Source organism: Streptomyces sp. NPDC085931 (assembly GCF_044540565.1).
Taxonomy (GTDB): domain Bacteria; phylum Actinomycetota; class Actinomycetes; order Streptomycetales; family Streptomycetaceae; genus Streptomyces.
Genome location: NZ_JBITSK010000022.1, coordinates 61,559 through 88,528, shown reverse-complemented (window position 1 = coordinate 88,528; position 26,970 = coordinate 61,559). Strand labels below are relative to the sequence as shown.

Genomic DNA, 26,970 nt, shown 5'->3' with positions numbered 1-26,970 from the left:
GTACGCCAACGGTAGCGACCCGGAGCCCCGGCGGCAGCGCAAGTGCCGAGCACAGCGCGGCGGTTGGAAAGATTCCGGCCGCCGTGGCCGCCGAGGGCCCTTTCGACATGCGCCGTCGCGGGCCACTATGGAAAGAGCGCCTGCGCTTGGCCGGGCCGCGGGCCGGAGCCGACAGGGGGAAGTCTGACGTGAGGTTGTCTGCGACCGACATCGAGACCGACCTCGTCGATCTCAGCGGTTGGAGTCTTCGGGAGGTCATGGCACTCAGGGACCCCCAGCTCGTTCAGGCGCAGAACACGCTGCTCCGGCACCTCGTGGACCACGCGGTCGGGCTGAGGGGCGGCGACGGTTCGGGAAGTCCCTACTTCGCCGCCCAGCAGCAGGACCGGCAGGAGCTTGCCGCCGCACAGGAGCACCCGGCGCGCACGCCGGTGTCCGAGCCGCCGTTGGCCCCCGAAGCCCCGTGCTGAGCAGCCACCGGACCCCGGTCGGCGATCTGGACGCGGTGGCGACCGGCCGGCTCACGGCCGCGTCGGTGGCACGCATCGCCTCGGCGGAACGCAGCCGGCGTCTGCTGATGTTCCGCGCCATCGCCGCCGCCGAGCCCGAGGCCGCCGTGGACGACAGCCCCCTGCCTCCGGTGGCCGAGGCCTTCGACGTCCTCGCTCAGGCGGAACGATTCTGCCCGGAGGCCGTCCTCGCGGTCCTGTCCCACCCCCCGGTCGGCGTGTGGACGGTCAGCGCCCTGCGGCACCTGCAGGACGGCGGGACGGCGGGCCACCAGCCGCCTTCGTGGCACCTGCTCGGCTACGCCCACGCCCTGGCGGGTGCGGCAGCGCTGCGCAGTGGCCTGCCCGGCGTGCTGCGTGTCCCCGCGACGGCCGGCACGGTCACGCTGCCGACCGTCGGACACGCCGTGTTCCCGGACGGGCCGGCAGGCTGCGACGTCGCCCTGCTCCACGTCACCGGGCGCGGGACGGCCACCCTCTCCCTGGGAGACCAGCGCCTGCTCATACGGCCCGGTGACGAGCGGCCACGGGCCCGCACGTCGCGCGCGGTGTGGCTGCCGCCCCGGCGACTGGCCTGGAGCACCGGCCCCGGCACCGCACCCGCGCCCGACCTGCTCCTGGAGGACACCGACCCGTACCGGGACTTCCGCTCCCCGCACGCGGCGCGCGCACCGCTGCCCGACGACGAGGCGGACCGGTGGCGCGACCTCTTCCGCGACGCGGCGGACGTCCTGCTCCGCAGGCACCCGCACGCGGCGCGCATGGTGTCCCTCATGCTGCGGACCGTGGTGCCCCTGCCCGCCATGCCCCGCTTCCGGACCGCGAGCGCCTCCTACTCCGAAGCCGTGGGCAGCGCCCTGATCAGCCTCCCGCACGACGGCGTCGACCTCGCCGTGACCCTGGTCCACGAGGCGCGGCACTCCGCCCTCAATGGGCTCGACCACCAGGTCCGGCTCGTCGAGCCGCCGGAACCGGGACAGCGGGAGGCCCTCATCTACGCCCCGTGGCGCATGGACGCCCGGCCGCTGTGGGGCATCCTGCACGGCGCGTACGCCTTCACCGGTGTCGCGGAGTTCTGGCGCACCGAACGGGCGGCGCTGCGCGGCCCCGCGGCCGGCCTCGCCCACTTCGAGTACGCGGTGCTGCGGGACGCGCTGACCGAGGTGCTCACCGCACTGCCCACCCGGCACGGCATCACCGAGTGGGGGCGGCGCTTCGTACGGCACCTGGTGGAGCAGACCGCGCCCTGGCGGCACGACGTGGTGCCGGACGAGCCGAGCTCCCTCGCCCGGACCGAACTGGCGGACCTCAGAGCCACCTGGCGCATGCGCCACCTCACGGCCCGTCCGCCCGCCTGCGCCCGGCTGGCCGAACGGTGGCTGGACGGGGCGGCCGCCGAGGAGGCGGCCGCCCCCCGGTCGGTCATGCGCGACACCCCGCTGTTCCACTGGCCCGAGCCGCGCGGGGAGTTACGCCGCGTCCGGCTCGCCGAAGGGCCGTCCGCCCTGCGAGCGGCACCGCCGCCCGCCGCCCGCCCGCTCTCCTACGACCGCGATCCCGCCCTGCTCGCCGTCGACCGGCTGCTGGTGAGCGGAGAGGCGGCCGACGCGCGGCACGCGTACGGCACGCTGCTCGCCGAGGATCCCGACCGCCCCGCCGCCTGGGTCGGCCTGGGCCTCGCGCTGGAGGCCGCCGGGCAGGGCCCGGCCTCCCGCGCGCTGCTGCGCCGCCCGGAGGTGGTGCGCGCGGTGGCCCTGGCGGTCCGTGCCCGTACCGGGAGCACCCCCGACCCCGAAGGACTGTCCCGGTGGCTCGGGCGCGTGCCCGGCCTGTGCGCGTCCGGTGACCACGGCTGAGCCACGGCCCCCGGACACGGCAGCCGGGTCACGCCGGGAGCGGGTCGACGTCGCAGTTGGCCGGTTTCCCCTCCGCCGCGGCGTGGCAGGCCGGGTGCTCCTCGCCCAGCGTCTGCCGGTAGCGGGCCAGCGTCTCGGCGTACAGTGCCTCCCCCTCGTCGTCGCGCCCCAGCAGCCGCAGGCCCATCGAGAGGTTGAGTGCCATGGCCAGGCTGACCGGGTGGTTCTCCCCGATGCGGCGGCGGCTGTGCTCCAGCCCGCGGGCCGCGAGATCCACCGAGGCCTGGACCTCGCCGAGTTCATACAGGTCGGCGACGAGATTGACCACGCAGGACAGGGTGTTGGGGTGGTCCTCGCCCAGCAGTTCGGCCAGCTGCCGGTAGGCCGTCTCGTCCACGGCCCGGGCCTCCTCGACCCGGCCCACCAGGCGCAGGCAGACCGCGTGGTTGACCCGTGCCGCGATCGTGTGCGGATGGTCCCCGCCCAGCAGGGCCTCGTATCCCTCGTACCCCTGCTGGCCCAGCTCCAGGGCGCGCTCCAGGTCGCCCGAGTGACGGACGTCGACGGCGTGCGCCAGGAGCGCGTTGACCGTCGCCGGGTACTTGTCGCCGTACCGGGTCCGGAACAGGGCCAGCGCCCTGCCGGAGAGCTCCAGCGCCTCCTGGTGGTGCCCCGCCCGCCGCTCCGCCACGGAGAGGATCTTGGTGACCGCGATCGAGTGCGGGTGGTTCTCGCCGAAGTTGTACACGGAGCGGTCCGCCACGTCCTCGGCCACGTCGCGGGCGCGGACGTACTCGCCGGCCTCCTGGAGGTCGAGCGTCACGGCGGCCATGGTGTTCAGCGTGGACAGGGCGTTCTCGCCCAGTTCCTCGACCTTCCGCCGGTGCGTGACCTGGTCGATCTCCAGCGCCTGCCGGAACTCCCCGATGAACCGCAGGTTGAGCGCGTGGCGGTGGGCGGACAGCAGCGTGGACAGGTCGTTGGGCCCGAAGAGCCGCTCGCAGGTCTCGTAGGCGTGCTTGTCGAGTTCCAGGGCGCGCTGGAACTCGCCGCGCAACCGGTGGTCCCAGGCGAGCATGCTGGTGATCTCCAGCGTGGACTCGTGCTCCGGGCCCAGCACCTCGGTCATCTCCGCCAGGGTCCGCTGGTCCAGCTCGAAGGCCTCCGAGTAGCGGCCCAGGATGCGCAGCGCGTCGGTGAAGAGCTTGGCGGCGGCCAGGGTCTGCTCCGGGCTTCCGCCCGGCTCGCTCTGCCACGTGTGGTACGTCTGCTCGGCCAGGTCGAGCGACCCCTCGTGGTCGCCCCAGGAGAACATGTACTGGATCTCGTTCAGCACGAGTTGACGCACCCACGGGTCGGTCGACTCCAGGGCCCTGCTGTGCAGGACGTGCGGCAGCAGCTCCCCGTACTGCTGCCACTGGTGGGACGCCGTCGGCTCGCCGGGGTCGCCCTGGGCCAGCAGCCAGTGGGCGCCGGCCCGCATCTGGCTCTTGAGCTGGTCCGGCATCTGGTTGATCAGCACCCGCTGGACCAGACGGTGCAGCTGGATGGTGTTGGTGTTGTGGTTGATGCGCGCCAGTGCGTAGCGGTTGATCTCACGGATGGCCCGGCTGAGCCGGATGGGGTCGCTCAGCGCCGCGCCGAGCTCCGGTGGCACCGGGGCGTCGCGGACGCCCGTGAACAGGCGGCGCGAGATCGGCTCGGGGGCGAAGAAGGCACAGACCTGCAGCAGCTGGAGCGCGGCCGGGTGGTTCTTGCGCAGCCGCTCCAGGGAGACGTTCCAGGCGGCCGCCACGGACAGGGGGTAGTCCGGCGGCGGGTCGCTGAGCATCAGCTCGTTGGCCTGCTGCTCGAACAGGCGGAGATACTCCTCGGCGGGCATGCCGGTCTCGGCGAGCCACACGGCTGCCTGTTCGATCCCCAGGGGCAGGTCCCCCAGGGTCTCCGCGAGCCGGTCGGCCGTTTCGTCGTCCAGCATCGGCGCTCGCAGCTGCAGCAGCGACCGGCTCTCGTCCCGGGTGAACACATCGACCTCCAGCGGACGTGCCGATGCTGCCCATTGGGCGTTGCGCGAGGTGACGAGAATCCGGCCCGGTCCATTGGTGGGGAAGAAATCGCGCACGGCCTCGGGGTTTTCTGCGTTGTCGAATACCAGCAGCCAATTCTTGTACGGTTCGCCGATACGCAACGCTTCTATCACCGCGGGGACTGCCGTGTTGGCCTCGCCGCTTCCCACATTCAGCCCAAGCCGCCCCGCCAGCATCACGAGGAACTGGCGGATCTGCTGGGGCTGCTCGGAGGGGATCCACCAGATGACCTGGTACTCGTGCATATGGCGGTACACGTATTCCACGGCGAGTTGGGATTTGCCCACGCCGCCCATGCCCTGGAGCGCCTCGGGCAGCACGGCCGTGGTGCCTTCCTGCAGTCTGCGGTGCAGGTCCTCCAGGAGCTGGACCCGACCGGTGAACGTACGATTGCGCGGAGGCACATTTCCCCAGACGGGTGGCGGTTTCTGCAGCCCGTCACTCCTCGATCCGGCTTGTGCGGACTGCAAGCCGCTCACTGTCATGTTCCCTTCTTCGTCGAACCCGGACTCTTCTTCGTCGAACCCGGAGTCCTCGATCCCCACGCCTAACGGGGTCGCCTCATCCGAGGTTTCGGCCTCCTGGGCAGCCGGAGGAGGCCGCTCGACGGCCGACGCCGCCGACAGTCGTTCACTGAGTTGGGCCACGGCTGTCGCGTACGGGGCTCCCATGGCCACAAAAGCGGGCAAAACCGAGGAAAACCACGGTTTCAAGACTTCCACGGGCAGTCGAGCGGCGCGCGCGGGATCGCGGACCACTCGTCCGAGTTGGGAAAAGCTGTACCCGACTGGCCCTTGTGCGGTCGCGGCGATGTGGTCCGCGGCCAGCATGATGGTCAGGGCGGTCTCGCGGCGGGTGCCCTCCGAGAGCAGCTCGCGCCGCACACCCTCCCCGATCTCGAGCTCGGCCCGGGCCTGGGCGGGCACCTCCGGGTCGGCGGGGACGTGCCGCAGCATGCCGCTGAGCAGGAGCTCGGCCACGTGCCAGGTGCGGGCCTCGGGCAGCAGCCGGGCCTGCACGAGCCGCAGCAGCGACAGGTTCAGCAGGGGCAGGGCGGCGCACAGCCGGGCGAGGCGGTAGGCGGTCGGCGACAGCCTGGCGCGCAACGTCCGGGGCTGGACGTCCGGGTGCGGTTCCGGCAGGGGGGCGGGGAGGGCGGCCGGGGCGGCGGTGGACGCGAGCAACGCCCTTACGGCGTACGCGCCGGAGAGTTCGCCCGCCGTGAAGCGGGCCCATCGGCCCAGCCCTTCCGGCGACAGCGTGAGCACCGGCAGGGCGATGCCGCCGGCGGCCCGCTGCTGCCACGGTTCCTCGGCGGCCAGGAGCAACTCGTCGTGCGTGACGGCCCATGTGCCGTTCGCGGCGGCGGGGTACGGGCTGGTCAGCTCGACCCGGTGGGCGTAGGTGCCCGTCCGGGCCCAGATGTGCTCCGGCAGGGTGTGCACGAGCGCCACGGGCAGGTCCCGGGCCCAGAGCGCCAGCCGGTGGGGTGCGCTGCCGTCGGCCCAGTGCGCGGCGTGCAGATCCGTGAGCACCAGCAGGACGTGGCGCCCGTCGCTGCCGGGCACCGGGGGCCGGCCGGAGCCGCGGGTTCGGGACCAGTGCACCAGGCGCACGTCACGGAACGCCCCGGAGCCGTGCAGGGTGTCCCGCAGCCGCTGGGCGGTGGGGGCCCACAGCCGCATCGAGTCGCCGGTGTCCACCAGGAGGGTCAGCGTCAGCCAGCGTTCCTGGGCCGCCCGTTCCCGGGGAAGCCACACCCCTTGTTCCGCCGCGGTCTCGGCGGTGGCCTCCTCGTCCAGGAGGAACCGGTGCCGTGAGTCGATCCGCCGTTTCAGCGGCAGCATCGACTTCTCGACGGAGCGCGCGCGGTCCAGCGCCAGCTGCCGGCCGAGCTCCATGAGGACGGACTCCATGCGGTCCGCCCGCGACCGGTCGGCGGTCTCGAAGGGCTGGGGGCCCGGGGTGTCGTCGGGCCGGGGGAGGGGGCTGGGGCCGGTATGAGGGGGCCGCTGCTCGGGAGGCGGTGCCGGCGTCGCGTCGGGTTCGGCCGGCGTGGGGGCGGGATCGGTGCCGTACCGCCCGGGCGGTACGACACGCTCGTCGGGGCCGGGCGGCTGGTCCGGGCGGGCCGCGCCGTTCTCGCGGCCGGCCGCGGCCGCCTCACCCAGCAGCCGGTACCGCTGTGCCGCGAGCCACAGGGCCTCGCCGACCTCGAACCACAGGGGTGCGGCACCGGACGGCGGTCCGTGCAGCGCAGCCCGTGAGGCGGCACCCGGCCCGTCACCGTCGTGCCCCCCGCCGCCTCGGAAGGGCAACCGGGTCATCCAGTTTCGCCCTCGTCGAGTCGGCGCCACAGCGCGTGCAGCAGCTCGTTCCAGGAATGCTCGCCGGGACCCGCCGGTGCCGTGCGCAGATACTCGGAGTTGAGCAACTGGTCCGCGGCCAGGGTCCCCCCTGCCCGGGACCGGGCCAGGAAGTCCCGGATCATGGTCGTCCGGCCCTCGTCGTCACCGTGGGACAACTGCGCGGCGAGCATCGCCGCCAGCTGGTCGGCGTCCGGCGCGGGCAGGTCCAGATACAGGCAGCGGCGCAGGAAGGCCGGGGACAGGGAGCGCTCGCCGTTGCTGGTGATCACGACGACGGGGAAGGCGGCACAGCGTACCCAGCCATGGTGGATCACGGCCGTGCCGTCCGGGTCGTCGGTGTGCACCTCGACGTCGGGCAACCGGGAGCGTACGCGCGCCAGTTCGGGGATGCGGTACTCGCCGTCCTCGAAGACGCTGAGCAGATCGCCGACGAAGTCCATGTCCGCCTTGTCGATCTCGTCGATGAGCAGCGTGCGAGGGACGGCACGAGGAAGCAGAGCCGTGCCGAGCGGGCCGAGTTGGATGTAGTCACCGAGGTTGTGCAGACCGTCCGGCTCGGGCGGCGGCGTCTTCGCTTCTTCCGGGTCCGGGTCCGCGGAGTCGGGGAGCGATCCGGCGCCCGGCGTGGTGCCGCGCAGTGCGCCGCGGGCCGCGGCCTCCTGGACCCTGCCGATGGCGTCGTAGGCGTACAGGCCCTCCTTGAGGGTGCTGCGGCTGGTGATCGACCAGCGCAGCACCCGGCCTAACCCGAGCTCACGGCTGATGCAGTGGGCGAGGCTCGACTTCCCGATCCCGGGCGGGCCGGCCACGATCAGGGGGCGGCGCAGGAAGAGCGCGGCGTTGACGAGGTCCCGCTCCTGCGGAGAGGCCCGGCGGGCCACCGGCGCGTCGGGCGGTCCCAGGCGCCGGGTGAACTCCGCCTCGTCCGGGGGCGCCTCGGTCGTGATCAACGGTCCGCCGGGGAACCTGCGCCACGGCGGGGCCGGGGGCAGCAGCTCGGACAGCGGTGCGTCGGCACGGGGCCGGCCCGTCCCGCGATAGATGTGCCACGCCCCCGGATCGACGGTTGTGCCGTCGGCCGCCGTCGGATCGTGCAGACCCCGTTCGGCCATCAGCGCCTCCCCCTCACCCTGAGTCCTGCGCGATCAGTGCACGCTCGTACCTCTCCAGCCGTGGTCCCGGCGAACCCGCGGTGCCCCAGGCCCGACGTAGCTTGTCGGGTATCCGCCGGGAGCTCAAATCACCGACTCCGGGGCCTCGGGAAGGCGGTTCGGATCGTCCCACAGCACAGCGACGCGAGACCGGATGCAGCCCTGCCCATCGTCCCGTGGATCGGGAGCCAAGCGCAAGCGCGTGACGTGGTCGAGAAGGGCGTCCCAGGCGCCCGTCTCGGCGACATGGTCGGCGGTTGCGTGCTCTCGTGCGTCGAGGTGCCCCTGATGTGCCCAGAGCAGCACGGGCAGACCTGCCTGCAGACCCAGCAGCAGCTCATTGCGCCCCTCGGGCTCCTGGGGCGAGGAGCCCAGAGTCATCAGAACTATGGCCGGGTCTTGCTTCAACTTGGCGTATAGCAAACCTTGTTGGGCGCCATCGCCGGTTTTGCACCGGTGTACGCGCCCCTGCGTGCCGCTCGTGAGTACCTGCCAGCGCTCGTTCCACACCCGGTGCAGCTGCAGTGCCTCCATGCGCTCGAGACTGCGGATGACCACCTTGTAGTCCGCCCCCAGCGAGGGCGTGAAGGACGCTCCTCCGGGCACCTCGCGGAAAGGGCTGGTCCGGGGCCAGTCCTCGACCGGCTCGTCGACCATGCCCACCGGCAGGACGAACTCGACGACGATGCCCCCGTGGTGGTTGCGCAGCCGTGCCTCCTCCCTGTCGAGCAGCTCGGCGACGTGCGCCGGCGCGTTGGCGAACGGCAGCCGCCGGTCGTCCCGCTGTCGTGGCTCCCAGGTGTCGCCGGTGCTCGTCCAGCAGGTGAGCCAGACGTCGTCGCGCGCGTCCGAACAGGGCTGGAGCCGGATGACCACATAGGCGCAGCCCTGCGCCTTCCGGCGCCACGCTCCGGTGGTGCGGCGGGTGTTGCCCAGCACGCGCATGGCGTCGACACCCTGGTCCGTCATCATGCGGACGTGGCGGCTGAGCCAGCGGCGCAGCGGATCCCCGAGGCCCGGACCGACGGCGTAGGCCACCTCCTGGACGAAGCGCACGGTCCGGGGTACGCCGTCCGTCGGTACGTTGCACTGCTCCAGCAGCTCGTAGGCCTCCCAGGCCGTGCGCACGCCCTCGGGCAGCGGGTCGAAGCCGTCCCCGGCCGCGAAGGAGAAGATCGTCGCCAGGTCCGGGACGGTACGGCGGTCGAGACCGCCGAGCAGCGCGGCGAGTTCGCTCCGCTGTGCCGGATCGCCCATGGGGTGCGCCGGGCCGTGCACCAGGGCGGCCGCCTGCTCCGACGGCAGGTCGTAGTCGGCGAGGAAGCGCACGGTGTCGGCGAGCCGTTCCCAGCCCCGGGGCGCTGTCCCGAACATCCGGACGATCTCGGCCAGGTGGAGCTTCTTGTCCTCGAACTCGGCCACGGAAAGGCGCTGCCGCAGCCGGTCGAGCGCGATGTCCACGCACAGCCTGCGGGACCGGAGGTCGTCCAGCACGGGCACCTTCATGAGGGCGTCCACCAGATGCGCCGCCCGTTCCGCACCCAGCGGATCGACGACCTCGGCGGGCCGCGGAGCGTAGGTCGGGTACTCAGCCATGGTGACCCGGGCCTCCGTCGATCCCGCCCAGCCGGTCCGGCCACAGGCGCTTCGCCGCGTCGACGAAGTGCCGTACGGAGATGCTGTCCCCCTCCAGCTCGCGCACCGCTCGCACCAGCTCTCCGGGTCCGTCGCCGAAGTCGCCGCACCTGCGCACCAGATGGAACACCTGCAGCCGGGGCCGGTCCGCCCGGGGCACGCCGCCCGCTATGTGGCCGGGCAGCAGGGACAGCAGGCCGCTGCCGCCGTCGGGGGTGACGGCACCCGTGGCCAGCAGCGCGTCGACCACGTCCCAGGGGTCGGCCGGCCCGGCGGCGCCGAGCGGTTCGCCGCTGCCCCCGAGGTCCGGTGCGAACCGGGACGCGGACAGCAGGGCGAACGGGATCATCCATGCGACGCGCGTAGGGATCGGGGCGGCACGGTTCAGCACGGACGAGACGACACCGGTCACCGTGTGGCTGCGCCGGTCCCAGACCCCGGCCCCGCTGAAGCCCTGTTCGATCCGTGCTCCCAGACCGTCGTCGCTGTCCAGCTGCAGCCATCGGGCCTGCGGCCCGCCCGCGGCCACCGTCCGGGCGCGCGCCCACACCCCGTCCGGCGCGTCGGGCGGATGACCGAAGACCAGGACCGGTACGTCGGCTCCCGGGGCGGTCGCGTCCACCGGGGCGGCCGCCGTGCCGGGCGGCGGAGGACCGGTGAGCCGCAGCACGGCGAGGTCACTCGCGGGAGCCCGGCGGAACCAGCCCTCCCCGGCGACACGCGCCGCCACCGGCCCGGCGCCCGGGACGGCGGGGAAGTCGACCTGGACGGTGTCCTCGGGAGCCTCCTCCAGCCGGGGGCGGCGCAGCGCCGCCTCCACGACGTGCGCGCACGTCACGGCCAGTCCACCGGACAGCAGGACGGCCGCCCCGGCGACCCGCGTGCGTCTGCGCCCCGCCTCCGGCCGGCCGGTGACGTCGTCCGCCGTGCCTGCCTCGTCCGTGCGGACGAGAACCCGTAATCGCCACGGAGCCTCCGTCGCCGCCCGGGAATCCTGCCTCGTTCCGCCCGACCCCGTTCGCACCACGTTTCTGTGTCCCCCTCACGCGTGGTTCGGGCAGCGTGCCGCGCTTGCTGCCTCGGCCTGCCAGGTTAAGCCGAAGAGACGGGCGAGGGTACGGTCCGCGCACGGCACCGGGCCCCACGGGAATCACGGCCGCCCCGACCAGGGGCGGCCCCGGGGCTGCTCCTCAGGACTCCGCGGCGCGCCGTGCCGGGTCCGGGAACGCGCGGGTCATGCCCGGCAGGAAGTCCGTGAACAGTTCGTGCACCTCCCGCACCAGCGGGCGCAGTACCCGGAAGCGGGCCAGGGCGACCCCGCGCGCGGTGAGCCGGGCGCCGCGCTCGGCGAGCCGGTAGCTGCGCTCGCGGCCCTCGGTCCGGTCGAAGATCCAGTACAGGCACAGGCCCATCTGGGACAGCCACATCAACTCGGGCAGGATGTCCCGCAGTTCCTCGGGCACCTTCGTCTTCGTCCCGGCCAGCACCTGACGGTGGACGCTGATGGCCTCCACGCGCGCGTGCTCCGACTCGGGCGAGAAGGGACTGAGCGGGCTGTCCGGGTCGGCGGCGTTCTTGAAGAACTGCACCGCGAACTCGTGGTACGGCGTGGCGATGTCCAGCCAGGCCCGCAGCACGCCCGCCAGCCGGGCCTCCAGGTCGGTCTCCTGCCGCAGGATCTCCCGGACGGCCACCCGGTGCTCGGCGGCGATCCGGTCGTAGAAGCCCTGGATCAGGTGTTCCTTGCCCTCGAAGTAGTAGTAGGCGTTCCCGACCGAGACCCCGGCCTCCTGGGCGATGGCCCGCATCGTCGTCTTGTCGTAGCCGCGTTCCTGGAACAGCCGCATGGCCGTCTCCAGGATCAGGGCGCGGGTCTGCTCGGACTTGCTCGGGGTGGCGCCGTCGTCGGGGCCGTCGTTCTTCTCGGGCACGGGAAGAGAGCCTAATGCCAGGACCGGTGCCGCTACCGGGGGGCGCAGGTGCCGTCGGCGCAGCCCGGAGCGGTGTGGGTCCAGCCGGCGCCGGGGTCGTACGCCCACCCGTCGGCCCGCCGGTACACCCGGCCGCCCCACTGGCCCGGGCCGGGCCGGCCCCCGTGCCACTGCGCTCCGCGCCACTTGGCGGCGGCGAGCACGGCGCCCCTGGCGAGCCGGGCGCCGGCGGGGGTGCTCAGCCGGTGGGCGAGCGGCCGGTGCTCGCGCAGCGCCCACAGGGTGACGACCCAGGCGGCCGGGCCCCGGTAGACCTGCCCGGCGTCCCCGACGACGGTGATCTCGTCGAGCGTGGCGCCGTGATCGAGCCCGGGGAAGCGCCGCCGGGCCTCGGCGGAACCGGCCGGGACCGCCTCCAGCGGCACCAGACGGGGCTGCCGCAGGAGCCAGTCGCGCAGGAACGCGCACAGGGAGCACTCGGCGTCGTAGAGGACGGTGAGCCGACGGACCGGGACGGCGCCCGGCCCGGGACGGCCCGGGGTGGCGCCGGGCCGTGGATCCGGTGCGGCGCCCGGCCGCGGGTCCGGTGCGGTGGCGTTCATGTGCCGTCTCCGTTCAGGCCCGGGCCTGCGGGGCGACCCAGCCCTGCGGCGGCACCGGCGGCACCTGCTCCCGCTCCATGGCGCCCCGGCGCCGGATCCGGTTGAGCACGTAGACGTTGGCCAGGTGCATCACGCCGAGCACCAGCAGCACCACACCGAGCTTGGCCGACAGGGCCTCGAAGATCCCGCGCGTGTCGGTGATGGTCTCGTCGTCGCTCAGGTACAGCGCGACGAACCCGAGGTTGACGAGGTAGAAGCCCACCACCAGCAGGTGGTTGACGGCCTCGGCGAGTTTTTCGTTGCCGTGCAGCACGTCGGCGAGGAAGATCCTGCCGTTCCGGCTGAGCGTGCGGGCCACCCAGATGGTCAGACCGATGCTGACCAGCAGGTAGATGACGTAGGCGACGACCGTGCGGTCCATTGCCCCCACCCTTCTTGAACACGTTCAAAACGCTGTCAGGGGTGACTGTAGACCTCTTTTTGAACGTGTTCAACAGGCGGTGTGAGCCTCAGTCGCTCGTCCTCGCCTGACCGGCCTTGAGGATCTCGGTCACGTCGAGGGTCACCTTCGCGCCGATGGAGTCGGGGAGGGTGACGAGCTCGCCGGGGGCGTGCGGGCGGTGGTTCTCGTAGCCGCTTCCCACCGGGTCGGTCAGGACGTGGAGGCGCTGGTGCTTGCGGTCGACCACCACGTAGACGGGCACCTTCGCCTCGGCGTAGGCGGCGGCCTTCGTCCTGAGGTCGTCCTTCCAGTTGCCGGAGGTGACCTCGAGGACGAGACGGAAGCAGGCGGGGTCGTACGCGTTGTTCTCGACGAGGTGGTCGTCGATGTCTGCGTCCACCACCGCGAGGTCAGGGATGGTGTAGTCCTCGGCGCCGGTGGGGAGCCACAGCCCGACGTTCTGCAAGATCTCGGTCTCTCCGCCGTGCAGGCCTGCGGCAATGAACGGGATCATGATGCCGGTGAGGGCACGGGCATGAGGTGCATCCGGGGACGGGGTCACGAGGAGATGGCCTCCGATGATCTCGACGCGGTAGCCCGGATGGCGCTCCATGATCTCGTCGGCGATGGTCGTCAGGGTGACCGGCTCTTCGTCGTGGAAGGGCTGCTCGACGGAAGCTGCGGACATCAGGTGCCTCCTGGGGGCTGGTGTCGAGAGCATCATCGTAGGCCGGACGCCGCCCGCACGGCCGGTCCCGGACTCGTTCACCCGATGGTGTGGCATATGCCAGAGGGCCCCGTTTCCAGCGGAAACGGGGCCCTCATCAGCAACCTGCGGGGCTCAGTAGCGGCGCGTGATCAGCGCCCGCTTCACCTCGGCGATCGCCTTCGTGACCTCGATGCCGCGCGGGCAGGCGTCCGTGCAGTTGAAGGTCGTGCGGCATCGCCACACGCCGTCGCGGTCGTTCAGGATCTCCAGGCGCTGCTCACCGGCCTCGTCGCGCGAGTCGAAGATGAAGCGGTGCGCGTTGACGATGGCGGCCGGGCCGAAGTACTGGCCGTCGTTCCAGAAGACCGGGCACGACGTGGTGCAGGCCGCGCACAGGATGCACTTCGTGGTGTCGTCGAAGCGCTCGCGGTCCTCGGCGGACTGCAGCCGCTCGCGCGTGGGCTCGTTCGTGTCCTTCGTGATGAGGAAGGGCATGACGTCCCGGTACGCCTGGAAGAACGGCTCCATGTCGACCACGAGGTCCTTCAGGACCGTGAGGCCCTTGATGGGCTCGACCGTGATCGGCTTCTCGGGGTTGATGTCCTTGATCAGCGTCTTGCAGGCCAGACGGTTCTTGCCGTTGATCCGCATGGCGTCCGAGCCGCAGATGCCGTGGGCGCAGGAGCGGCGGAACGTCAGCGAGCCGTCCAGGTCCCACTTGATCTTGTGGAGGGCGTCGAGGACACGCTCCTTCGGGTCGATCTCGACCTGGAAGTCCTCCCAGGTGGCCTCCGCCGCGACCTCCGGGTTGAAGCGGCGGACCCGGAAGGTGACCGTGATGTAGGGGGAGTCGGCGAAACCGGGCTCGGGCTTGCCGGCCGCGTCTTCCTTGTCCAGAACAGGGGTAGCCATCAGTACTTACGCTCCATCGGCTGGTAGCGGGTCTGGACGACCGGCTTGTAGTCGAGACGGACGGTTTCGGTGCCGTCGGCGCCGACCTCGCGGTACGCCATGGTGTGCCGCATGAAGTTGACGTCGTCGCGGTTCGGGTAGTCCTCGCGGTAGTGACCGCCGCGGGACTCCTTGCGGGCCAGCGCGGAGACGGCCATGACCTCGGCGAGGTCGAGCAGGTTGCCCAGCTCGATGGCCTCCAGCAGGTCCGTGTTGAACCGCTTGCCCTTGTCCTGGATCGAGACGTTCTTGTAGCGCTCGCGCAGCTCCGCGATCTTCTCGACCGCCGTCTTGATGGTCTGCTCGGTGCGGAACACCATGACGTTGGCGTCCATGGTCTCCTGCAGCTCGCGCCGCAGCTCCGCCACGCGCTCGGCGCCGGTGGAGTTGCGCAGCCGCTCCACCTGCCCGACCACGAAGTCCGCCGGGTTCTCGGGCAGCTCGACGAAGTCCGCCTTCTGGGAGTACTCGGCGGCGGCGATGCCCGCGCGCTTGCCGAACACGTTGATGTCCAGCAGCGAGTTGGTGCCCAGGCGGTTGGCGCCGTGCACGGACACGCAGGCGACCTCGCCGGCCGCGTACAGGCCCGGGACGACCGTGGTGTTGTCCGCCAGGACCTCGCCCTCGACGTTGGTCGGGATGCCGCCCATCGCGTAGTGCGCGGTGGGCTGGATCGGGATCGGGTCCGTGTAGGGCTCGATGCCGAGGTAGGTGCGGGCGAACTCGGTGATGTCCGGGAGCTTGGCGTCCAGCTGCTCCGGCGGCAGGTGCGTGAGGTCGAGGTAGACGTGGTCGCCCTCGGGACCGCAGCCGCGGCCCTCACGGATCTCCGTGTAGATGGAGCGGGAGACGACGTCACGGGACGCGAGGTCCTTCATGACCGGCGCGTACTTCTCCATGAAGCGCTCGCCGTCCTTGTTGCGCAGGATGCCGCCCTCGCCGCGGGCGCCCTCCGTCAGCAGGATGCCCATGCGCCAGATGCCGGTCGGGTGGAACTGGAAGAACTCCATGTCCTCCAGCGGGATGCCCCGCCGGTACACCGCGGCCTGGCCGTCACCGGTCAGCGTGTGCGCGTTGGACGTCACCTTGAAGAACTTGCCGCAGCCGCCGGAGGCGTAGATCACGGACTTGGCGTGGAAGACGTGGATCTCGCCGGTGGCCAGCTCGTACGCGACCACACCGGCCGACTTCTTGACGCCGTCGACCTCGGTGATCAGCTGGTCCAGGACGTAGAACTCGTTGTAGAACTCCACGCCCTCCTTGACGCAGTTCTGGTACAGCGTCTGGAGGATCATGTGGCCGGTGCGGTCGGCCGCGTAGCAGGAACGGCGGACCGGGGCCTCGCCGTGGTTGCGGCTGTGACCGCCGAAGCGGCGCTGGTCGATGGTGCCGTTCGGCGTGCGGTTGAACGGCAGGCCCATCTTCTCCAGGTCGAGGACGGAGTCGATGGCCTCCTTCGCCAGGATCTCGGCGGCGTCCTGGTCGACCAGGTAGTCACCGCCCTTGACCGTGTCGAAGGTGTGCCACTCCCAGTTGTCCTCCTCCACGTTGGCCAGCGCGGCGGCCATGCCGCCCTGCGCGGCGCCCGTGTGGGAGCGGGTCGGGTAGAGCTTCGTCAGGACGGCCGTGCGGCTGCGCTTGGTGGACTCGATGGCCGCGCGCATGCCCGCGCCACCGGCGCCGACGATGACGGTGTCGTACTTGTGGATCTTCATGATTCTCGCAGCCCCGTGCCTAGCGGATGTTCGGGTCGAAGGTGAAGATCACCAGCGTGCCCAGCAGGATGGTGAACACCGTGGCCGTGTAGAGCAGGCCCTTGAGCCACAGCCGGGTGTTCGCGCGCTCCGCGTAGTCGTTGATGACCGTGCGCAGGCCGTTGGCGCCGTGCAGCATCGCCAGCCACAGCATCAGCAGGTCCCAGACCTGCCAGAACGGGGACGCCCAGCGGCCCGCCACGAAGGCGAAGCCGATCTTGGAGACGCCGCCGTCCAGGACGAGCTGGATCAGCAGGTGGCCGAGGACCAGGACGACCAGCACGACGCCGGACAGGCGCATGAAGAGCCAGGCGGCCAGTTCGAAGTTGCCCCGGGTGCTCTTCGGGGACTTCCTGGTCCGCTTGCGCGGGGCCTCGATGAAGGGCGCCGGGTTGTCGACGGTGTAGACGGCGCCGCCCTCGACGGGGCCGACGCCTGCGGCGGTCTTATCGGTCGTGGACATTGGCGTCAGCTCCCGAACAGTTCACGAGCGGCGTGGCCGAGGACGGGGTAGATCGCCCCGAGCATCAGCACGACCCACAGGGCGACGACCGTCCAGAGCATCTGCTTCTGGTAGCGGGCGCCCTTGATCCAGAAGTCGACGGCGATGACACGCAGGCCGTTGAGCGCGTGGAAGAGGATGGCGGCGACGAGGCCGTACTCCAGCAGCGCGACGATCGGCGTCTTGTACGTGGCCACGACCTTGTCGTAGGCCTCGGGGGACACCCGCACGAGGGCGGTGTCCAGCACGTGGACGAACAGGAAGAAGAAAATGAGGACGCCGGTGACTCGGTGAGCCACCCAGGACCACATTCCTTCCCGGCCGCGGTACAGCGTTCCAGCCGGCACGGAAGTTTCCTCCGGGAGCGGTGATTGGGGCCGCGCCGGCTTTCCTTGTCGGTCGGGCCCGGCCGGGTACGGTCCACCGGCCCCCAGCATCGTAGCGAGACGCCGCCGCTGGGCTGAGCGGGGGTCCCTGGGTGTGATCAAACTGGCACGCAAAGGGGTACGGGTGGGCTAGTGCGGCCCGGCGCCGGTGCGGCGTCCGCGTGGTGCCGGGTGCGGGCCGTCAGCGGCTGAGCGCGCAGTTTCCCGCGCCCCTGAGGGCCTCCAGCAGGCGTCCCCTCGCCAGGCGCCGGAGTTCCTCGGCCGTCACGACCCGCTCCTCCTCCGGATCGTTGGTCAATCGTGACCGGATCGCCTCCAGGATGCGGTCGAGCACCTGGGAGGGGGACAGACCGTCCAGGCAGATGACGAACACGTGTCCGAAGCGGGCCTCGTAGGCGGCGTGGGCCGCGTCCAGGGCCGTGTGGGCCGCGGAGTACGTGTCCGGCGGCAGTGTGGGCAGCGGCTCGGCGGCCAGGGCCTCGGTGAGGTCGGACCAGGTCAGGTCGTAGGCCGCCTCGTCGGCGGCGGCCAGCAGGGAGTCCAGGTCCGGGTAGGGGCGGTGCTCCGCCACGCGGCGTGCCCAGCGGGGGCTGCGCAGACACGCGAGGAGGGTCCGTTCGAGGTCCTCCGCCGAGGCTGCGTTGAAGTGCTCCACCGGTATGGCCGGCCGGCCGGGGAGATCTGGGAGACGGTGCGCGGGCAGCGTGGGTCCTCGTGGGCGTCACGTGTGTCGGCAGGGCATTGTTGTGGGAGTTGTGACGTCACGCTATCGAGTGCGACCGCGGCGTGTCCGACGGATGCCCGAATTTCACCCGGGGGAGAGAGTTTCGGAACGCGTGGTGGACGCGCGCCGCGGCGCGCCGGGTCTTAGGTTGGCGGTGTGAGTCAGCACAGGCGCCGGGCTTCGGCGAAGCAGGTGAAACAGCGGCAGGTGCTGGTCGTGGCCATGGCGGTAGCCCTGGTCGTGGTCGCGGCCGGGGTGAGTCTGGGGCTGTGGGCGGCCTCGGGCGGCGGCGGGTCCACCGGGCCGGAGGCGAGATCGTCCCGGGGCGCGGCCGCCGCGGCCCCCACCACGACCGGGCCGGGTAAGAGCCCCAGCCCGAGTCCCAGCCGCTCGTACCCCCTGTCCACCGCGCCCCGCACCATCCCGGCCGTGCGCGACCACACCCCCGCCCGCGGCCCCGGCTGGAAGCCCGAGGACGGCGACCGCGTGGTCGTGAACGACCCGGCGCTCGCCGACGAGGGGCGGCTGATCGCCGGCGAGCTGGGCCTGTCCTACGCCGGCGAGAAGGACGACGACCGGGACGGGGACCTGCGGCTGACGCTGGCGGCGAAGAAGGGCGCGAACCCGGAGTCGTACGTGATGACCGTGCGCGACGGGCGCGTCGAGATCAGCGGGCCCGCCCAGGCCGGTGTCTTCTACGGCACCCGCACGCTCAAGCAGGAGACCCACGACGGCGGCACCGCGCCCGAGGGCGTGGTGCGCGACGAGCCGGCCAAGGAGCGGCGCGGGTTCATGCTGGACATCGCGCGCAAGAACTTCACGGCCGGCTGGATCGAGGACCGGATCCGTGAGCTGGGCGACCTGAAGTTCAACGAGCTGGGGCTGCACTTCTCCGACGACCAGGGATTCCGGATCGAGTCCGACACCCAGCCGGAGATCGTGTCCCAGCCGCATCTGACCAAGGCGCAGGTGCGGAAGATCGTCGACCTCGCGGAGAGCCGGCACATCACCGTCGTGCCCGAGATCGACTCGCCCGGGCACCTGGGCGCGGTCCTGCGCGCCCACCCCGGCCTGCAGCTGCGCACCGCGCAGGGTTCGGCGGTGCAGGGCGCCATCGACATCTCCAAGCCCGAGAGCGCCGAGATCGTCGACGGGCTGCTGAACGAGTACGCGGAGCTCTTCCCCGGCGGGCTCTGGCACCTGGGGGCCGACGAGTACCAGGCGCTGGTGCGCTCCGACCCGGAGGCGTCCTTCCCGCAGCTGGCCGCCGCGGCGCGGGCGAAGTACGGCTCCGGCGCGACGGTCGCCGACCTCACCACCGGCTGGCTGAACGACCGGGCCGCCACCGTCCGCAAGCACCAGCGCGTCCCGCGCGCCTGGAACGACGGCTTCTTCCGCGGCGGGTCGGTCCAGGCCGACAAGGACATCCAGGTCGCCTACTGGACCGGCAAGGAGATCGGTGCCCGGCCGCCGCTGGAGTACCTGGAGGCCGGCCGCAAGGTGCTCAACTACAACGACGAGTTCCTGTACTACGTCCTCGGCGAGCCGCAGACCTTCGTCTACCCGACCGGGCAGCGGATCTACGAGCAGTGGACACCCCGCGTGCTGCGCGGCACCGCGGCCGTCCCGGCCCGCTACGACGGGCAGATCCTCGGCGGCTCCTTCGCGGTCTGGTGCGATCTGGCGAACTCCCAGACGCAGGACCAGGTCGCGGCCGGCATCCGGATGCCGCTGCGGGCGACCGTGCAGAAACTGTGGGACCCGGACAGGCCCGAACTGTCCTGGGCCGAGTTCCGGGCGCTCGCGGACAGGCTCGGCTGAGTCCGCTCGAATTGGCCCATACGGCTGCGAACGCCCGTACGGCTGTGGTGGTCTTCTGAGGCGAGCCGAATCGAATATGCCGGGGGGAACCGGAACATGGGCTACTGGGGATACTTCGTCGTCGGCCGGGGGGAGCGGCCGCTGGCCGGACTGACCGCGCTGGCGGGTGCGGCGGAGGGGCTGACACGCCACACCTCGGCGCCGGACGGATGGCAGGTCTGGGAACACCCGGGCGCCGAGGGTGACGTGGGGAACATGAACGCCCTCGCGGACGAGACCGGCGCGCCCGCGCTGTTCGGGTACGTCATGAACAGCGAGTGCGTGGTGCTGGAGGCCGCCGCGCCGGAGAGCGGGGCGTGGACGACCTGCCTCGCCCGGGCGGCCATGGCCGGGTACCTGGGGGCCGGCCGGGAGGGCCTGACCCTGGAGGACTACTTCCTGGAACCCCGCGACGCCGCCGAGCGCGCGGTGCGCTGGGCCGCCGAGGCCGGGCACGAGGTGAACGCCGAGACCCTCCTGGACGTACTCGTGTCAGACCCCGATCCCCTGGCCGAAAATCTCCTGTTCCGCTTCCTCGACCGGCTGGGCGTGGTGCCCCTGTGACACTCCGGGGCCGTCGCACGCAGTAAGGGGAAGTGCGGGTTCCGTGAGGGGTGAAGGCCGGAAGTGGCCTGGCAGGGCCCCGGAGAAGGCCCGCGGAGGGAGGCGTGGATGAGCCTGGTGGAGTTGATCGCACAGGCCGACGAACGCGGGCTGGCCGCGAGCGGGCTGGCTTGTCTGGATCGGTGCGTGCCCCTGCTGGGCGGCGACGACGAGACCCTGCGGCCGCTGTGGGCGAGCCTGACCGACGGCGCCGGCGCCGGCGAGTGGGGCGAGCGGCTGGAGCAGGCCCGGGCGAAGCTGGACGCCGTCGGCGACGAGGACGAGGCGGTCGTGCTCGCCGGCCGCATGCTGCGGGCCGCTCCCGCCGAGCGGTCCGCCGCCGCGGTGCGCGTGTGGGCCGACGCCTGCTCCGTCGCCGCCCTGCAGATCCACCGGCTGCTCGACCCCTGCGAGGACGGCACCACCTCCGTCTCCGCCCGCCGCGAGGGCCGTACGGAGGGCATGTCGCCCCTCGTCGCCGCCGAACTGCGCCGGCAGGTCGTGGTCCTGGAGGTCCTCGCCGGACACGGTCAGGCCGGGCTGCGCCGGGCGCTGGAGGTGTCGACGGAAGGGCGGCGGGTGCTGCGCGCGGTGGTGTCGCGCCGCAGCCGGCACCAGGGCTGAAACGCCCGAAACCCCGATCCTGCGAGAGTCCTGTGACCGTCCTCGGGGTGCGGTGGGGCGGTCCTGCGCCGCTTCCGGGCAGCCGCTGGAATCCGGGTGACGAAACGCTTCTCCCGAGCGCTCTTGGGGATGTGACGACTCAAACGGAGACCAGGCCGTCGGCGGCGACGAAGCCCCTGCGGTGGGCGGCGGACACAGTGGCGACGATGCGCGAGGGAGCACGGCTGCGCCTCGACTACTCGGCGCAGAGCCTGTGGAGCGTCGACCGGATGATCGAGGAGATTCGGCGCGAGGGAGCGCCCTTGGCCGCCGTGGAGACGGTGCTGCGCGGCTTCGGCGCCTACGCGGGCGAGGTGATGGCGCGTCAGGCCGGCGCCGAGTGGTGGGCGAGCGGCGGCGACCACTGGGTCCGCACGCCCGACGGACGCCTGTGGGACCCGATCGACGAGGCCCGCCGCGCGTATGCCGGGCACGGCTCGCTGCGGCTGCTGTGCCGGGACGCGGCGAGCGGCACGCCCCGGCCGTAACCTCAGCGCCCGGCCGTAGCCTCAGCGCCCGGCCGGGTCCGGCGTGAACGGGTCCGGCGTGAACGGGTCCGGTGTGGACGGGTCCGGTGCCGGCGGGGTGGGCTCGGCGGGCTTGGCGGCGTTCCCGGCGAGGGTGCGGATCTGGGGCAGGTCGGCGTAGAGGTGCTGCCCGGGGCACTCGGTCGGGTAGCCGTCGCGGTGGCCGGAGATGCGGTGCATCGTGACCTTCTCGCCCAGCTTGTACTTGCCGTTGTTCGCCCCGGCGGTCAGCACCACCGTGCCGGTCGGGTCGATGCCGTACAGGCCGAGTTTCCACGCCGCGACCTTGGCGACCGACTCCCTCACGGCGGCGTTCGCGGTCGTCGCGGAGTAGTCGCCGAGCACCGAGACGCTGCTGGTGTCGGTGTTGAAGCCGTAGGCGTGCGCGCCGAGCACGGGTTTGTCGATGCCGCCCGCGCGGCCCTCGAAGACGGTGCCGCACTTGTCGACCAGGAAGTGGTAGCCGATGTCGTTCCAGCCGTTGCTCTTGACGTGGTACAGGAACACGCCGCGCACGATGGACGCCGACTCGGAGCAGGCGTAGTCGTTGGTGCCGGCGGTGTGGTGGACGAACACCGCCTTGGTGTCGCCCGTGTAGGTGGGTGGGTCCTTCACCAGGGACTCGTCGGCGCCCCAGGCGGAACGCGCGGTGACGGCGGGACGGTCCGGGGCGAGCGGCCCGGCGGCCGGTGGGACGACGCCCGGCCCCGCCACGCCCGGTTCCGTCACGCCCGGTTCCGTCACGCCCGGTTCCGTCACGTCCGGCTCCACCGGGCCCGGCTCCACGACGTGCACGGCGTGGTCCGGTCCGCCGTCGGGGTCGACCAGCTCGACGCGCAGCCCCTCGGGCAGCCGCTCGCCCGAGACGCGCACCTGGACGCCGTCCGACGGTCCCGCCCACAGCGGCTGGGTGGCGCCGCGCACTCCGGCCCGGGCGCGGTCCGGCCCCGTCTCGGGCATCCGCACGTCGGTCTCCAGGGGGCGCCACGCGCTCCACGCCCCGCTCTCCCGCGAGCGGGTGCGCACGTGGGCGGTGCCCTCCAGGGTCTCGTGCGGGTCGTCCCAGGTGATGCCGAGCAGGCTGAACGGCTCGGTGGTGCGCGGGGCGAGGGCCCTGTCGTGCGGATCGCCGTCCGGCACCCGCAGCGTGTGCACGCCGTCGGAGGAGGCGGCGAGGGCGGGGCGGGCCGGGCCGAGGGCGCCGAGGGCCAGGGCCGTGGCGACGGCGGTGCGCAGCAGAAGGCGTGTCATGAGGGCTCGTCTCCGGTCCACTTGCGGGCGGGCGGGATGTCCTGATCGTCCTTCCCGCCCGCCGGGCCGTCCGGTCGCCCGCCGGGAGAAATCCGGCGAACGGAGGACGACCGAGGGGCCCCGCGCGGCGCACGGTCTCCCCGTCCGCGAGCGGGCGTCCGGGGTGTCACGGCGTCAGGTTCCGCCCGGACCGGAGGTCCGTGGGCCTGCCCGGGGCGGTCGGGTCGCGGGCACCGGAGCCGCCGTGGTGCGCCCGGTCCGCTGTGACACTTCTCGGCGGTCCGGCGCTGATCAGCGTGGAGGACGTGGCACGGACGCGCCGCGCTCGGTACGGACGAGGACGGTTCTTGGGCCAGGGAGGGGAACCCCGGCGGGGGCAGGCGCACGACGGGGAACTGGGCGCGGCCGTCGCGCGGGCCCAGGACGGTGACGAGGCGGCCTTCGCGGTCGCCTACCGGATCGTGCAGCCGGGCCTGCTCGGCTACCTGCGCGGCCTGGTCGGGGAGGACGCGGAGGACGTGGCCTCCGACGCCTGGCTGGAGATCGCCCGGGACCTCGGGCGGTTCAAGGGCGACGGGGCCGGCTTCCGGGGCTGGACGGCGACCATCGCCCGGCACCGGGCGCTGGACCACCTGCGCCGCCAGCGCGTACGGCCCCGGCCCTCCGCGCTGGAACAGGACGTCCTCGACCTGCCCGGGCCGCACAGCACCCACGACCAGGCGCTGGAGTCGCTGTCCACCGCGCACGCGCTGCGGCTGGTCGGCGGTCTGCCGCAGGACCAGGCCGAGGCCGTGCTGCTGCGGGTCGTGGTGGGCCTCGACGGCCCCGCCGCCGCCCGCGTCCTCGGCAAGCGGCCGGGGGCGGTGCGCACCGCCGCGTACCGCGGGCTGAAACGTCTCGCCGCCCAGTTGGGCGCCGAAGGTGTGACGGATGAGGCGCCCCGGACGCTGGGGGAGTCGACATGAACGGCGTCGGCGGCCCGGGGGCGGCCGCCGGGGCCGCCGCCCTGAACAGGGCGGACGGGCCGGACGTATGGATGGAGCCCGGGGCACCGGGCCGGGCCGGCCGGGTCGTGGGCACACGGCGGGCCGTGCGGTACGCGTGGATCGAGCAGGGACGGAACCGGACATGGGTGAACATCGAAGCGACGGCGGGCTCCCCGGCCGTCGGCAGGTGCACCCCGCGGACTCCGCGCACACCCGCCGGGCCGTGCCGGACGGCGGCGAACGGCCCGCCGGTCCGGCCCGGACGGCCGGGCCCGGCGGCCCGGGCCGCCCCGGCTCCTCCCCGGCTCTGCGGGAGGCCGAGCTGGAGGCGCTGATCGCCGCCGCTCTTATCCGTGAGGGCATCGACGCCGAGGCCGAGCAGCGGGCCGTCGCCGCGTTCCGGGCCGCCCGGGAGGCGGGCGCGCACCGGTCCGCCGCCCGCCGCCGGGACGACTGGCGGGCCCGGGAGCGCCGGCTTCCGGGGCGTTCGCTCAAGGCCACGCTGTCCGTGCTGCTCGCCAGTCTCACGCTGGGCGGTGCCGCCGTGGCGGCGATCGGCTCGGTGGCGTCCACGGACGATCCCGGCGAGCGGGGCCGCCCGCCGGCCGTCACCCGCGCCCCCGGCCCCTCGGCCGGCGCGGCCACCGGCGGCCCGGCCGGATCCGGCTCCGCCCGCCCGGACCGCCCCGGCACCGCCCGGGACACCGAGGCGCACTGCCGCGCCTACGAGCGGGTCGGCGGCCGCGGCAGGGCCCTGGGCGCGACGGCCTGGCAGCGCCTCGTCGAGGCGGCGGGCGGCGAGAGGAACGTCCCCGCGTACTGCGCCGGGCAACTGGCCGGCGCCCGGGACGAGCCCGCCGGCACCGCCACACCCGACCGGGGCAAGGGAACCCCGGGCTCCGCCGGCTCCGGGAACGCGGGCAACGCCGGCGCCGGCTCCGAGAACGCGGCCGGCGCCGGCTCCGGGAACGCGGGCAGCACCGGCGGCTCCGGGAACGCGGGCAACGGATCGAGCGGCGACGGCCGTGGCACGGGCGCCGGGAACGGCGACGCGGGTGCCGGGCAGAGCGGGTCGGGCACGGGACGCGGCGGATCGGAATCCGCCGCCCGCAACAGTGGAGAGGACGCCGCCGGCAGCGGTTCCTCCGGAGGCAAGGGCAAGCCCGCCCAGCCCGATTCCCGCCGCCCGTAAGGGAGTTCGGCGGCGCGACCTGCGGTGTACGGTACCCGGGGCCCCGCCAAGCACGCCCGGGGCGCCGGTCCGCCCCCGCCATGGCAACGGCCGGGGCCGCCACCCCCCACAGGAGAGGCCCCGGCCGTCGCGCGGTACGGGCCGCGCGGCGGCCCGTACTACCTACAGCGCCCGGAGTGCGTTTTGTGTCACACCCCTCCGTGTCACGGCTTAGTTGCATCTCGGGGGGACATGGACGGGGAGTGGTTTCAGGTCGTAACGTGCCTTTCGCGCCACACCGGAGGCAGCAAGACCACCGCAACGACCTGCGGGCTTGTGAACCGCAATGATCAACGAGGAACGACGACGGCGAGAACCCGGGCCGCGTGAGCGGCGCCGGCTCAGGCGCAGAAGGGCACGCGGTGCTGGGGGACGACGCGGAGCTGACCGCCGCGGTGCGTGCGGCACAGGACGGGGATGAGACCGCGTTCCGTACTGTGTACCGCGCCGTGCACCCGCGGTTGCTGGGATACGTACGGACGCTCGTCGGCGATCCCGACGCCGAGGACGTGACGTCCGAGGCGTGGCTGCAGATAGCCCGTGACCTGGAGCGGTTCACCGGCGACGCGGACCGGTTCCGCGGCTGGGCCGCCCGGATAGCCCGCAACCGCGCGCTGGACCACATACGCATGCGCGGGCGGCGCCCCGCCATCGGCGGCGACGAGACGGAGCTGACCGGCCGCGCCGCCGAGTGTGACACCGCCGGCGAGGCCATCGAGGCGCTCGCCACCGACGGCACGTTCTCCCTGATCTCCCGGTTGCCGCAGGACCAGGCCGAAGCGGTGGTGCTGCGCGTGGTCGTGGGGCTCGACGCCAAGACCGCCGCGGAGACGCTCGGCAAGCGCCCGGGCGCGGTCCGCACGGCGGCGCACCGGGGCCTGAAGCGGCTCGCCGAGCTGCTGGGCGACAATCCTCAGGCCGATCCGGAATCGGCCGGGGTGCTCGACGCCCTGCCGCCCCAGCGAGAACCGCGTGGCGGTGCGGTGACGTCCGCAGGTGTGACGCACAGCGTTGCGCGGACGCAGAAGGATGTGTGATGGCCGACGAGCAGTACGGGTGGCTGGACCGCGAAACGGCGGAGCGTTTGCTGAGCGGAGAGCCACCGGAGGCTGTCGACGGCGCCCACCGCGGCGAGGCCGAACGGCTCGCCAGGACACTCGGCGCGCTGTCCGTGCCACCCCCGCCGACCAGCGAGGAACTCCCCGGTGAGGCCGCCGCGGTGGCCGCGTTCCGCAAGGCCCGCGAGGAACGCGCCGACGCCGTGACCGCCTCCGCCGCCACCGGCGGACGCGCCTCCGCCGGCACCGCCGACGCCGGGCTGGTCCGGATCGGCGGCCCGCGCGGCGGCGTCCCGGGTGGCGTCCGGCGCTCCCGCCGGGTCCGTCCGGCCGGTCTCGCGCTGGCCGCCTCGCTCGCCGTCGGCACGGTCGGCGGAGCCGCCGTCGTGGCCGGAACCGGAGTCCTCGGGGCACCCTTCGGCGGCGACGGGACCGACCCCGGTGCCTCCGTCTCGGCCGCCGCCACTCCGTCCGAGCGCTCACCGTCGCCGACCGGCGCCGGGCAGGGCGAGGGGGCTCCCGGCGACGACGCCCCGAACAGCGCCGCGACCGGCGGCGCCGGTGACTCCGGAGACGACGGGGCCGCCGAGGACACGACCGGGCAGGGCGACGGCCGGGAGGACCGCCCCGGCAGCCGGGAGGCGATCGCCCAGGCCTGCCGTGACCTGCGCGACGGCAAGCGCCTGGACGACGACCGCAGACGCGCCCTGCGGGACGCGGCGGGCGGCACGCGCGTGTGGAAGTACTGCAAGGGCGTCCTGTTCATGGCCGACCCCCGCTCCGGCGAGCCCGGCGGGAAGGGCACGGGTCAGGGTCAGGGACAAGGGCAGGGCCAGGGCCAAGGTCAGGGACAAGGCAATGGCCAGGGCCAGGGGAATGGCCAGGGTCAAGGGAACGGCCAGGGGAACGGCCAGGGCCAGGGGACAGGCCAGGGCCAGGGGAACGGCCAGGGCCAGGGCAAGGACCGCCGGTCGGACAAGGCGGAGCGGAAGGCCGAGCGGAAAGCAGACCGGAAAGCCGACCGGAAGGCCAGGCGGCAGGCCGGGGCGAAGGCGGCCGACGTCGCGGACGGTGCCGGCCACAGCCGTGCCGGACACTCCCTCGCACCCCTGCGACCTGCGGTTTCGTACTCCGTGAGAATTCCTTGGCCGAGGGTGTGACGTTTTCGGACGCTCCGGCGCAG

The 26,970-nt window shown here is 72.9% G+C and carries 24 protein-coding genes; 10 read left to right on the top strand and 14 right to left on the bottom strand.

Going from position 1 to position 26,970, the window contains the following annotated elements; all coding sequences use genetic code 11:
- Window positions 1–188: 188 nt before the first annotated feature.
- Entirely contained in the window at window positions 189–470 is a 282-nt protein-coding gene (locus tag ACIGAN_RS33515; RefSeq protein ID WP_399863168.1) for a hypothetical protein, read from the top strand.
- Complete coding sequence (locus tag ACIGAN_RS33510; RefSeq protein WP_399863166.1) at window positions 464–2,365, top strand: aKG-HExxH-type peptide beta-hydroxylase; 1,902 nt, start codon at window positions 464–466, stop codon at window positions 2,363–2,365. The genes ACIGAN_RS33515 and ACIGAN_RS33510 overlap by 7 nt, the downstream gene beginning before the upstream one ends.
- A 28-nt stretch (window positions 2,366–2,393) precedes the next feature.
- Here ACIGAN_RS33510 and fxsT read toward each other — a convergent pair whose 3' ends face one another.
- The 13 genes from fxsT to ACIGAN_RS33445 all read right to left on the bottom strand — a co-directional run bounded on the left by fxsT (window position 2,394) and on the right by ACIGAN_RS33445 (window position 17,539).
- Window positions 2,394–6,779 carry an FxSxx-COOH system tetratricopeptide repeat protein gene (gene fxsT / locus ACIGAN_RS33505; RefSeq protein WP_399863163.1) on the bottom strand — a complete coding sequence of 1,462 codons (4,386 nt, stop codon included), beginning with the start codon at window positions 6,777–6,779 and terminating at the stop codon, window positions 2,394–2,396.
- Complete coding sequence (locus tag ACIGAN_RS33500) at window positions 6,776–7,933, bottom strand: AAA family ATPase (protein WP_399863161.1); 1,158 nt, start codon at window positions 7,931–7,933, stop codon at window positions 6,776–6,778. Before ACIGAN_RS33500 ends, fxsT begins: the two co-directional genes overlap by 4 nt.
- A gap of 123 nt (window positions 7,934–8,056) precedes the next feature.
- Window positions 8,057–9,568 (bottom strand): VMAP-C domain-containing protein, encoded by a 1,512-nt coding sequence (locus tag ACIGAN_RS33495; RefSeq protein ID WP_399863159.1) that lies wholly within the window; start codon window positions 9,566–9,568, stop codon window positions 8,057–8,059.
- Entirely contained in the window at window positions 9,561–10,631 is a 1,071-nt protein-coding gene (locus ACIGAN_RS33490) for an effector-associated domain 2-containing protein (RefSeq protein WP_399863205.1), read from the bottom strand. Before ACIGAN_RS33490 ends, ACIGAN_RS33495 begins: the two co-directional genes overlap by 8 nt.
- A gap of 166 nt (window positions 10,632–10,797) precedes the next feature.
- On the bottom strand, window positions 10,798–11,538 hold the full coding sequence (locus ACIGAN_RS33485) for a TetR/AcrR family transcriptional regulator (protein ID WP_399863157.1): 741 nt from the start codon (window positions 11,536–11,538) through the stop codon (window positions 10,798–10,800).
- A gap of 32 nt (window positions 11,539–11,570) precedes the next feature.
- Complete coding sequence (locus tag ACIGAN_RS33480) at window positions 11,571–12,140, bottom strand: thiol-disulfide oxidoreductase DCC family protein (protein WP_399863155.1); 570 nt, start codon at window positions 12,138–12,140, stop codon at window positions 11,571–11,573.
- 13 nt (window positions 12,141–12,153) lie between these two features.
- Window positions 12,154–12,561 (bottom strand): hypothetical protein, encoded by a 408-nt coding sequence (locus tag ACIGAN_RS33475; RefSeq protein WP_399863153.1) that lies wholly within the window; start codon window positions 12,559–12,561, stop codon window positions 12,154–12,156.
- An 88-nt stretch (window positions 12,562–12,649) separates the two neighbouring features.
- Window positions 12,650–13,270 (bottom strand): Uma2 family endonuclease, encoded by a 621-nt coding sequence (locus tag ACIGAN_RS33470; RefSeq protein ID WP_399863151.1) that lies wholly within the window; start codon window positions 13,268–13,270, stop codon window positions 12,650–12,652.
- A gap of 153 nt (window positions 13,271–13,423) precedes the next feature.
- Window positions 13,424–14,203, bottom strand: a complete 780-nt coding sequence (locus ACIGAN_RS33465) for a succinate dehydrogenase iron-sulfur subunit (RefSeq protein WP_365087394.1) — start codon at window positions 14,201–14,203, stop codon at window positions 13,424–13,426.
- Window positions 14,203–15,957, bottom strand: a complete 1,755-nt coding sequence (sdhA, locus tag ACIGAN_RS33460; protein ID WP_365087392.1) for a succinate dehydrogenase flavoprotein subunit — start codon at window positions 15,955–15,957, stop codon at window positions 14,203–14,205. The genes ACIGAN_RS33465 and sdhA overlap by 1 nt, the downstream gene beginning before the upstream one ends.
- Window positions 15,958–15,976: 19 nt before the next feature.
- Entirely contained in the window at window positions 15,977–16,459 is a 483-nt protein-coding gene (locus ACIGAN_RS33455; RefSeq protein WP_365087390.1) for a succinate dehydrogenase hydrophobic membrane anchor subunit, read from the bottom strand.
- Window positions 16,460–16,464: 5 nt separating this feature from the next.
- A complete protein-coding gene (gene sdhC, locus ACIGAN_RS33450) occupies window positions 16,465–16,845 on the bottom strand; it encodes a succinate dehydrogenase, cytochrome b556 subunit (RefSeq protein WP_037670267.1) in 381 nt (126 codons plus the stop codon).
- 220 nt (window positions 16,846–17,065) lie between these two features.
- Complete coding sequence (locus ACIGAN_RS33445; protein WP_365735462.1) at window positions 17,066–17,539, bottom strand: 2-oxo-4-hydroxy-4-carboxy-5-ureidoimidazoline decarboxylase; 474 nt, start codon at window positions 17,537–17,539, stop codon at window positions 17,066–17,068.
- Window positions 17,540–17,830: 291 nt separating this feature from the next.
- Here ACIGAN_RS33445 and ACIGAN_RS33440 point away from each other — a divergent pair, with 291 nt between their 5' ends.
- The 4 genes from ACIGAN_RS33440 to ACIGAN_RS33425 all read left to right on the top strand — a co-directional run bounded on the left by ACIGAN_RS33440 (window position 17,831) and on the right by ACIGAN_RS33425 (window position 21,222).
- The gene (locus ACIGAN_RS33440) at window positions 17,831–19,429 is read left to right on the top strand and encodes a beta-N-acetylhexosaminidase (protein ID WP_399863202.1); all 1,599 of its coding nucleotides are present in this window, start codon (window positions 17,831–17,833) and stop codon (window positions 19,427–19,429) included.
- A 96-nt stretch (window positions 19,430–19,525) separates the two neighbouring features.
- Window positions 19,526–20,032, top strand: a complete 507-nt coding sequence (locus ACIGAN_RS33435; protein ID WP_365735460.1) for a hypothetical protein — start codon at window positions 19,526–19,528, stop codon at window positions 20,030–20,032.
- A 108-nt stretch (window positions 20,033–20,140) separates the two neighbouring features.
- Window positions 20,141–20,695 carry a hypothetical protein gene (locus ACIGAN_RS33430; RefSeq protein ID WP_399863148.1) on the top strand — a complete coding sequence of 185 codons (555 nt, stop codon included), beginning with the start codon at window positions 20,141–20,143 and terminating at the stop codon, window positions 20,693–20,695.
- A gap of 131 nt (window positions 20,696–20,826) precedes the next feature.
- On the top strand, window positions 20,827–21,222 hold the full coding sequence (locus ACIGAN_RS33425; protein ID WP_365087382.1) for a hypothetical protein: 396 nt from the start codon (window positions 20,827–20,829) through the stop codon (window positions 21,220–21,222).
- Window positions 21,223–21,243: 21 nt separating this feature from the next.
- Here the strand turns inward: ACIGAN_RS33425 and ACIGAN_RS33420 are convergent, their stop codons facing one another.
- Complete coding sequence (locus tag ACIGAN_RS33420) at window positions 21,244–22,512, bottom strand: peptidoglycan recognition protein family protein (protein ID WP_399863146.1); 1,269 nt, start codon at window positions 22,510–22,512, stop codon at window positions 21,244–21,246.
- A 347-nt stretch (window positions 22,513–22,859) separates the two neighbouring features.
- Here ACIGAN_RS33420 and ACIGAN_RS33415 point away from each other — a divergent pair, with 347 nt between their 5' ends.
- From ACIGAN_RS33415 to ACIGAN_RS33400, 4 genes are all read left to right on the top strand, one after another.
- On the top strand, window positions 22,860–23,477 hold the full coding sequence (locus tag ACIGAN_RS33415) for an RNA polymerase sigma factor (RefSeq protein WP_365087378.1): 618 nt from the start codon (window positions 22,860–22,862) through the stop codon (window positions 23,475–23,477).
- Between the two features lie 163 nt (window positions 23,478–23,640).
- Window positions 23,641–24,690 carry a hypothetical protein gene (locus ACIGAN_RS33410; RefSeq protein ID WP_399863144.1) on the top strand — a complete coding sequence of 350 codons (1,050 nt, stop codon included), beginning with the start codon at window positions 23,641–23,643 and terminating at the stop codon, window positions 24,688–24,690.
- A gap of 401 nt (window positions 24,691–25,091) precedes the next feature.
- Window positions 25,092–25,766 carry an RNA polymerase sigma factor gene (locus tag ACIGAN_RS33405; protein ID WP_311680079.1) on the top strand — a complete coding sequence of 225 codons (675 nt, stop codon included), beginning with the start codon at window positions 25,092–25,094 and terminating at the stop codon, window positions 25,764–25,766.
- Window positions 25,766–26,947, top strand: coding sequence for a hypothetical protein (locus ACIGAN_RS33400; protein WP_399863142.1), 1,182 nt, complete (start codon window positions 25,766–25,768; stop codon window positions 26,945–26,947). Before ACIGAN_RS33405 ends, ACIGAN_RS33400 begins: the two co-directional genes overlap by 1 nt.
- Window positions 26,948–26,970 lie beyond the last annotated feature (23 nt).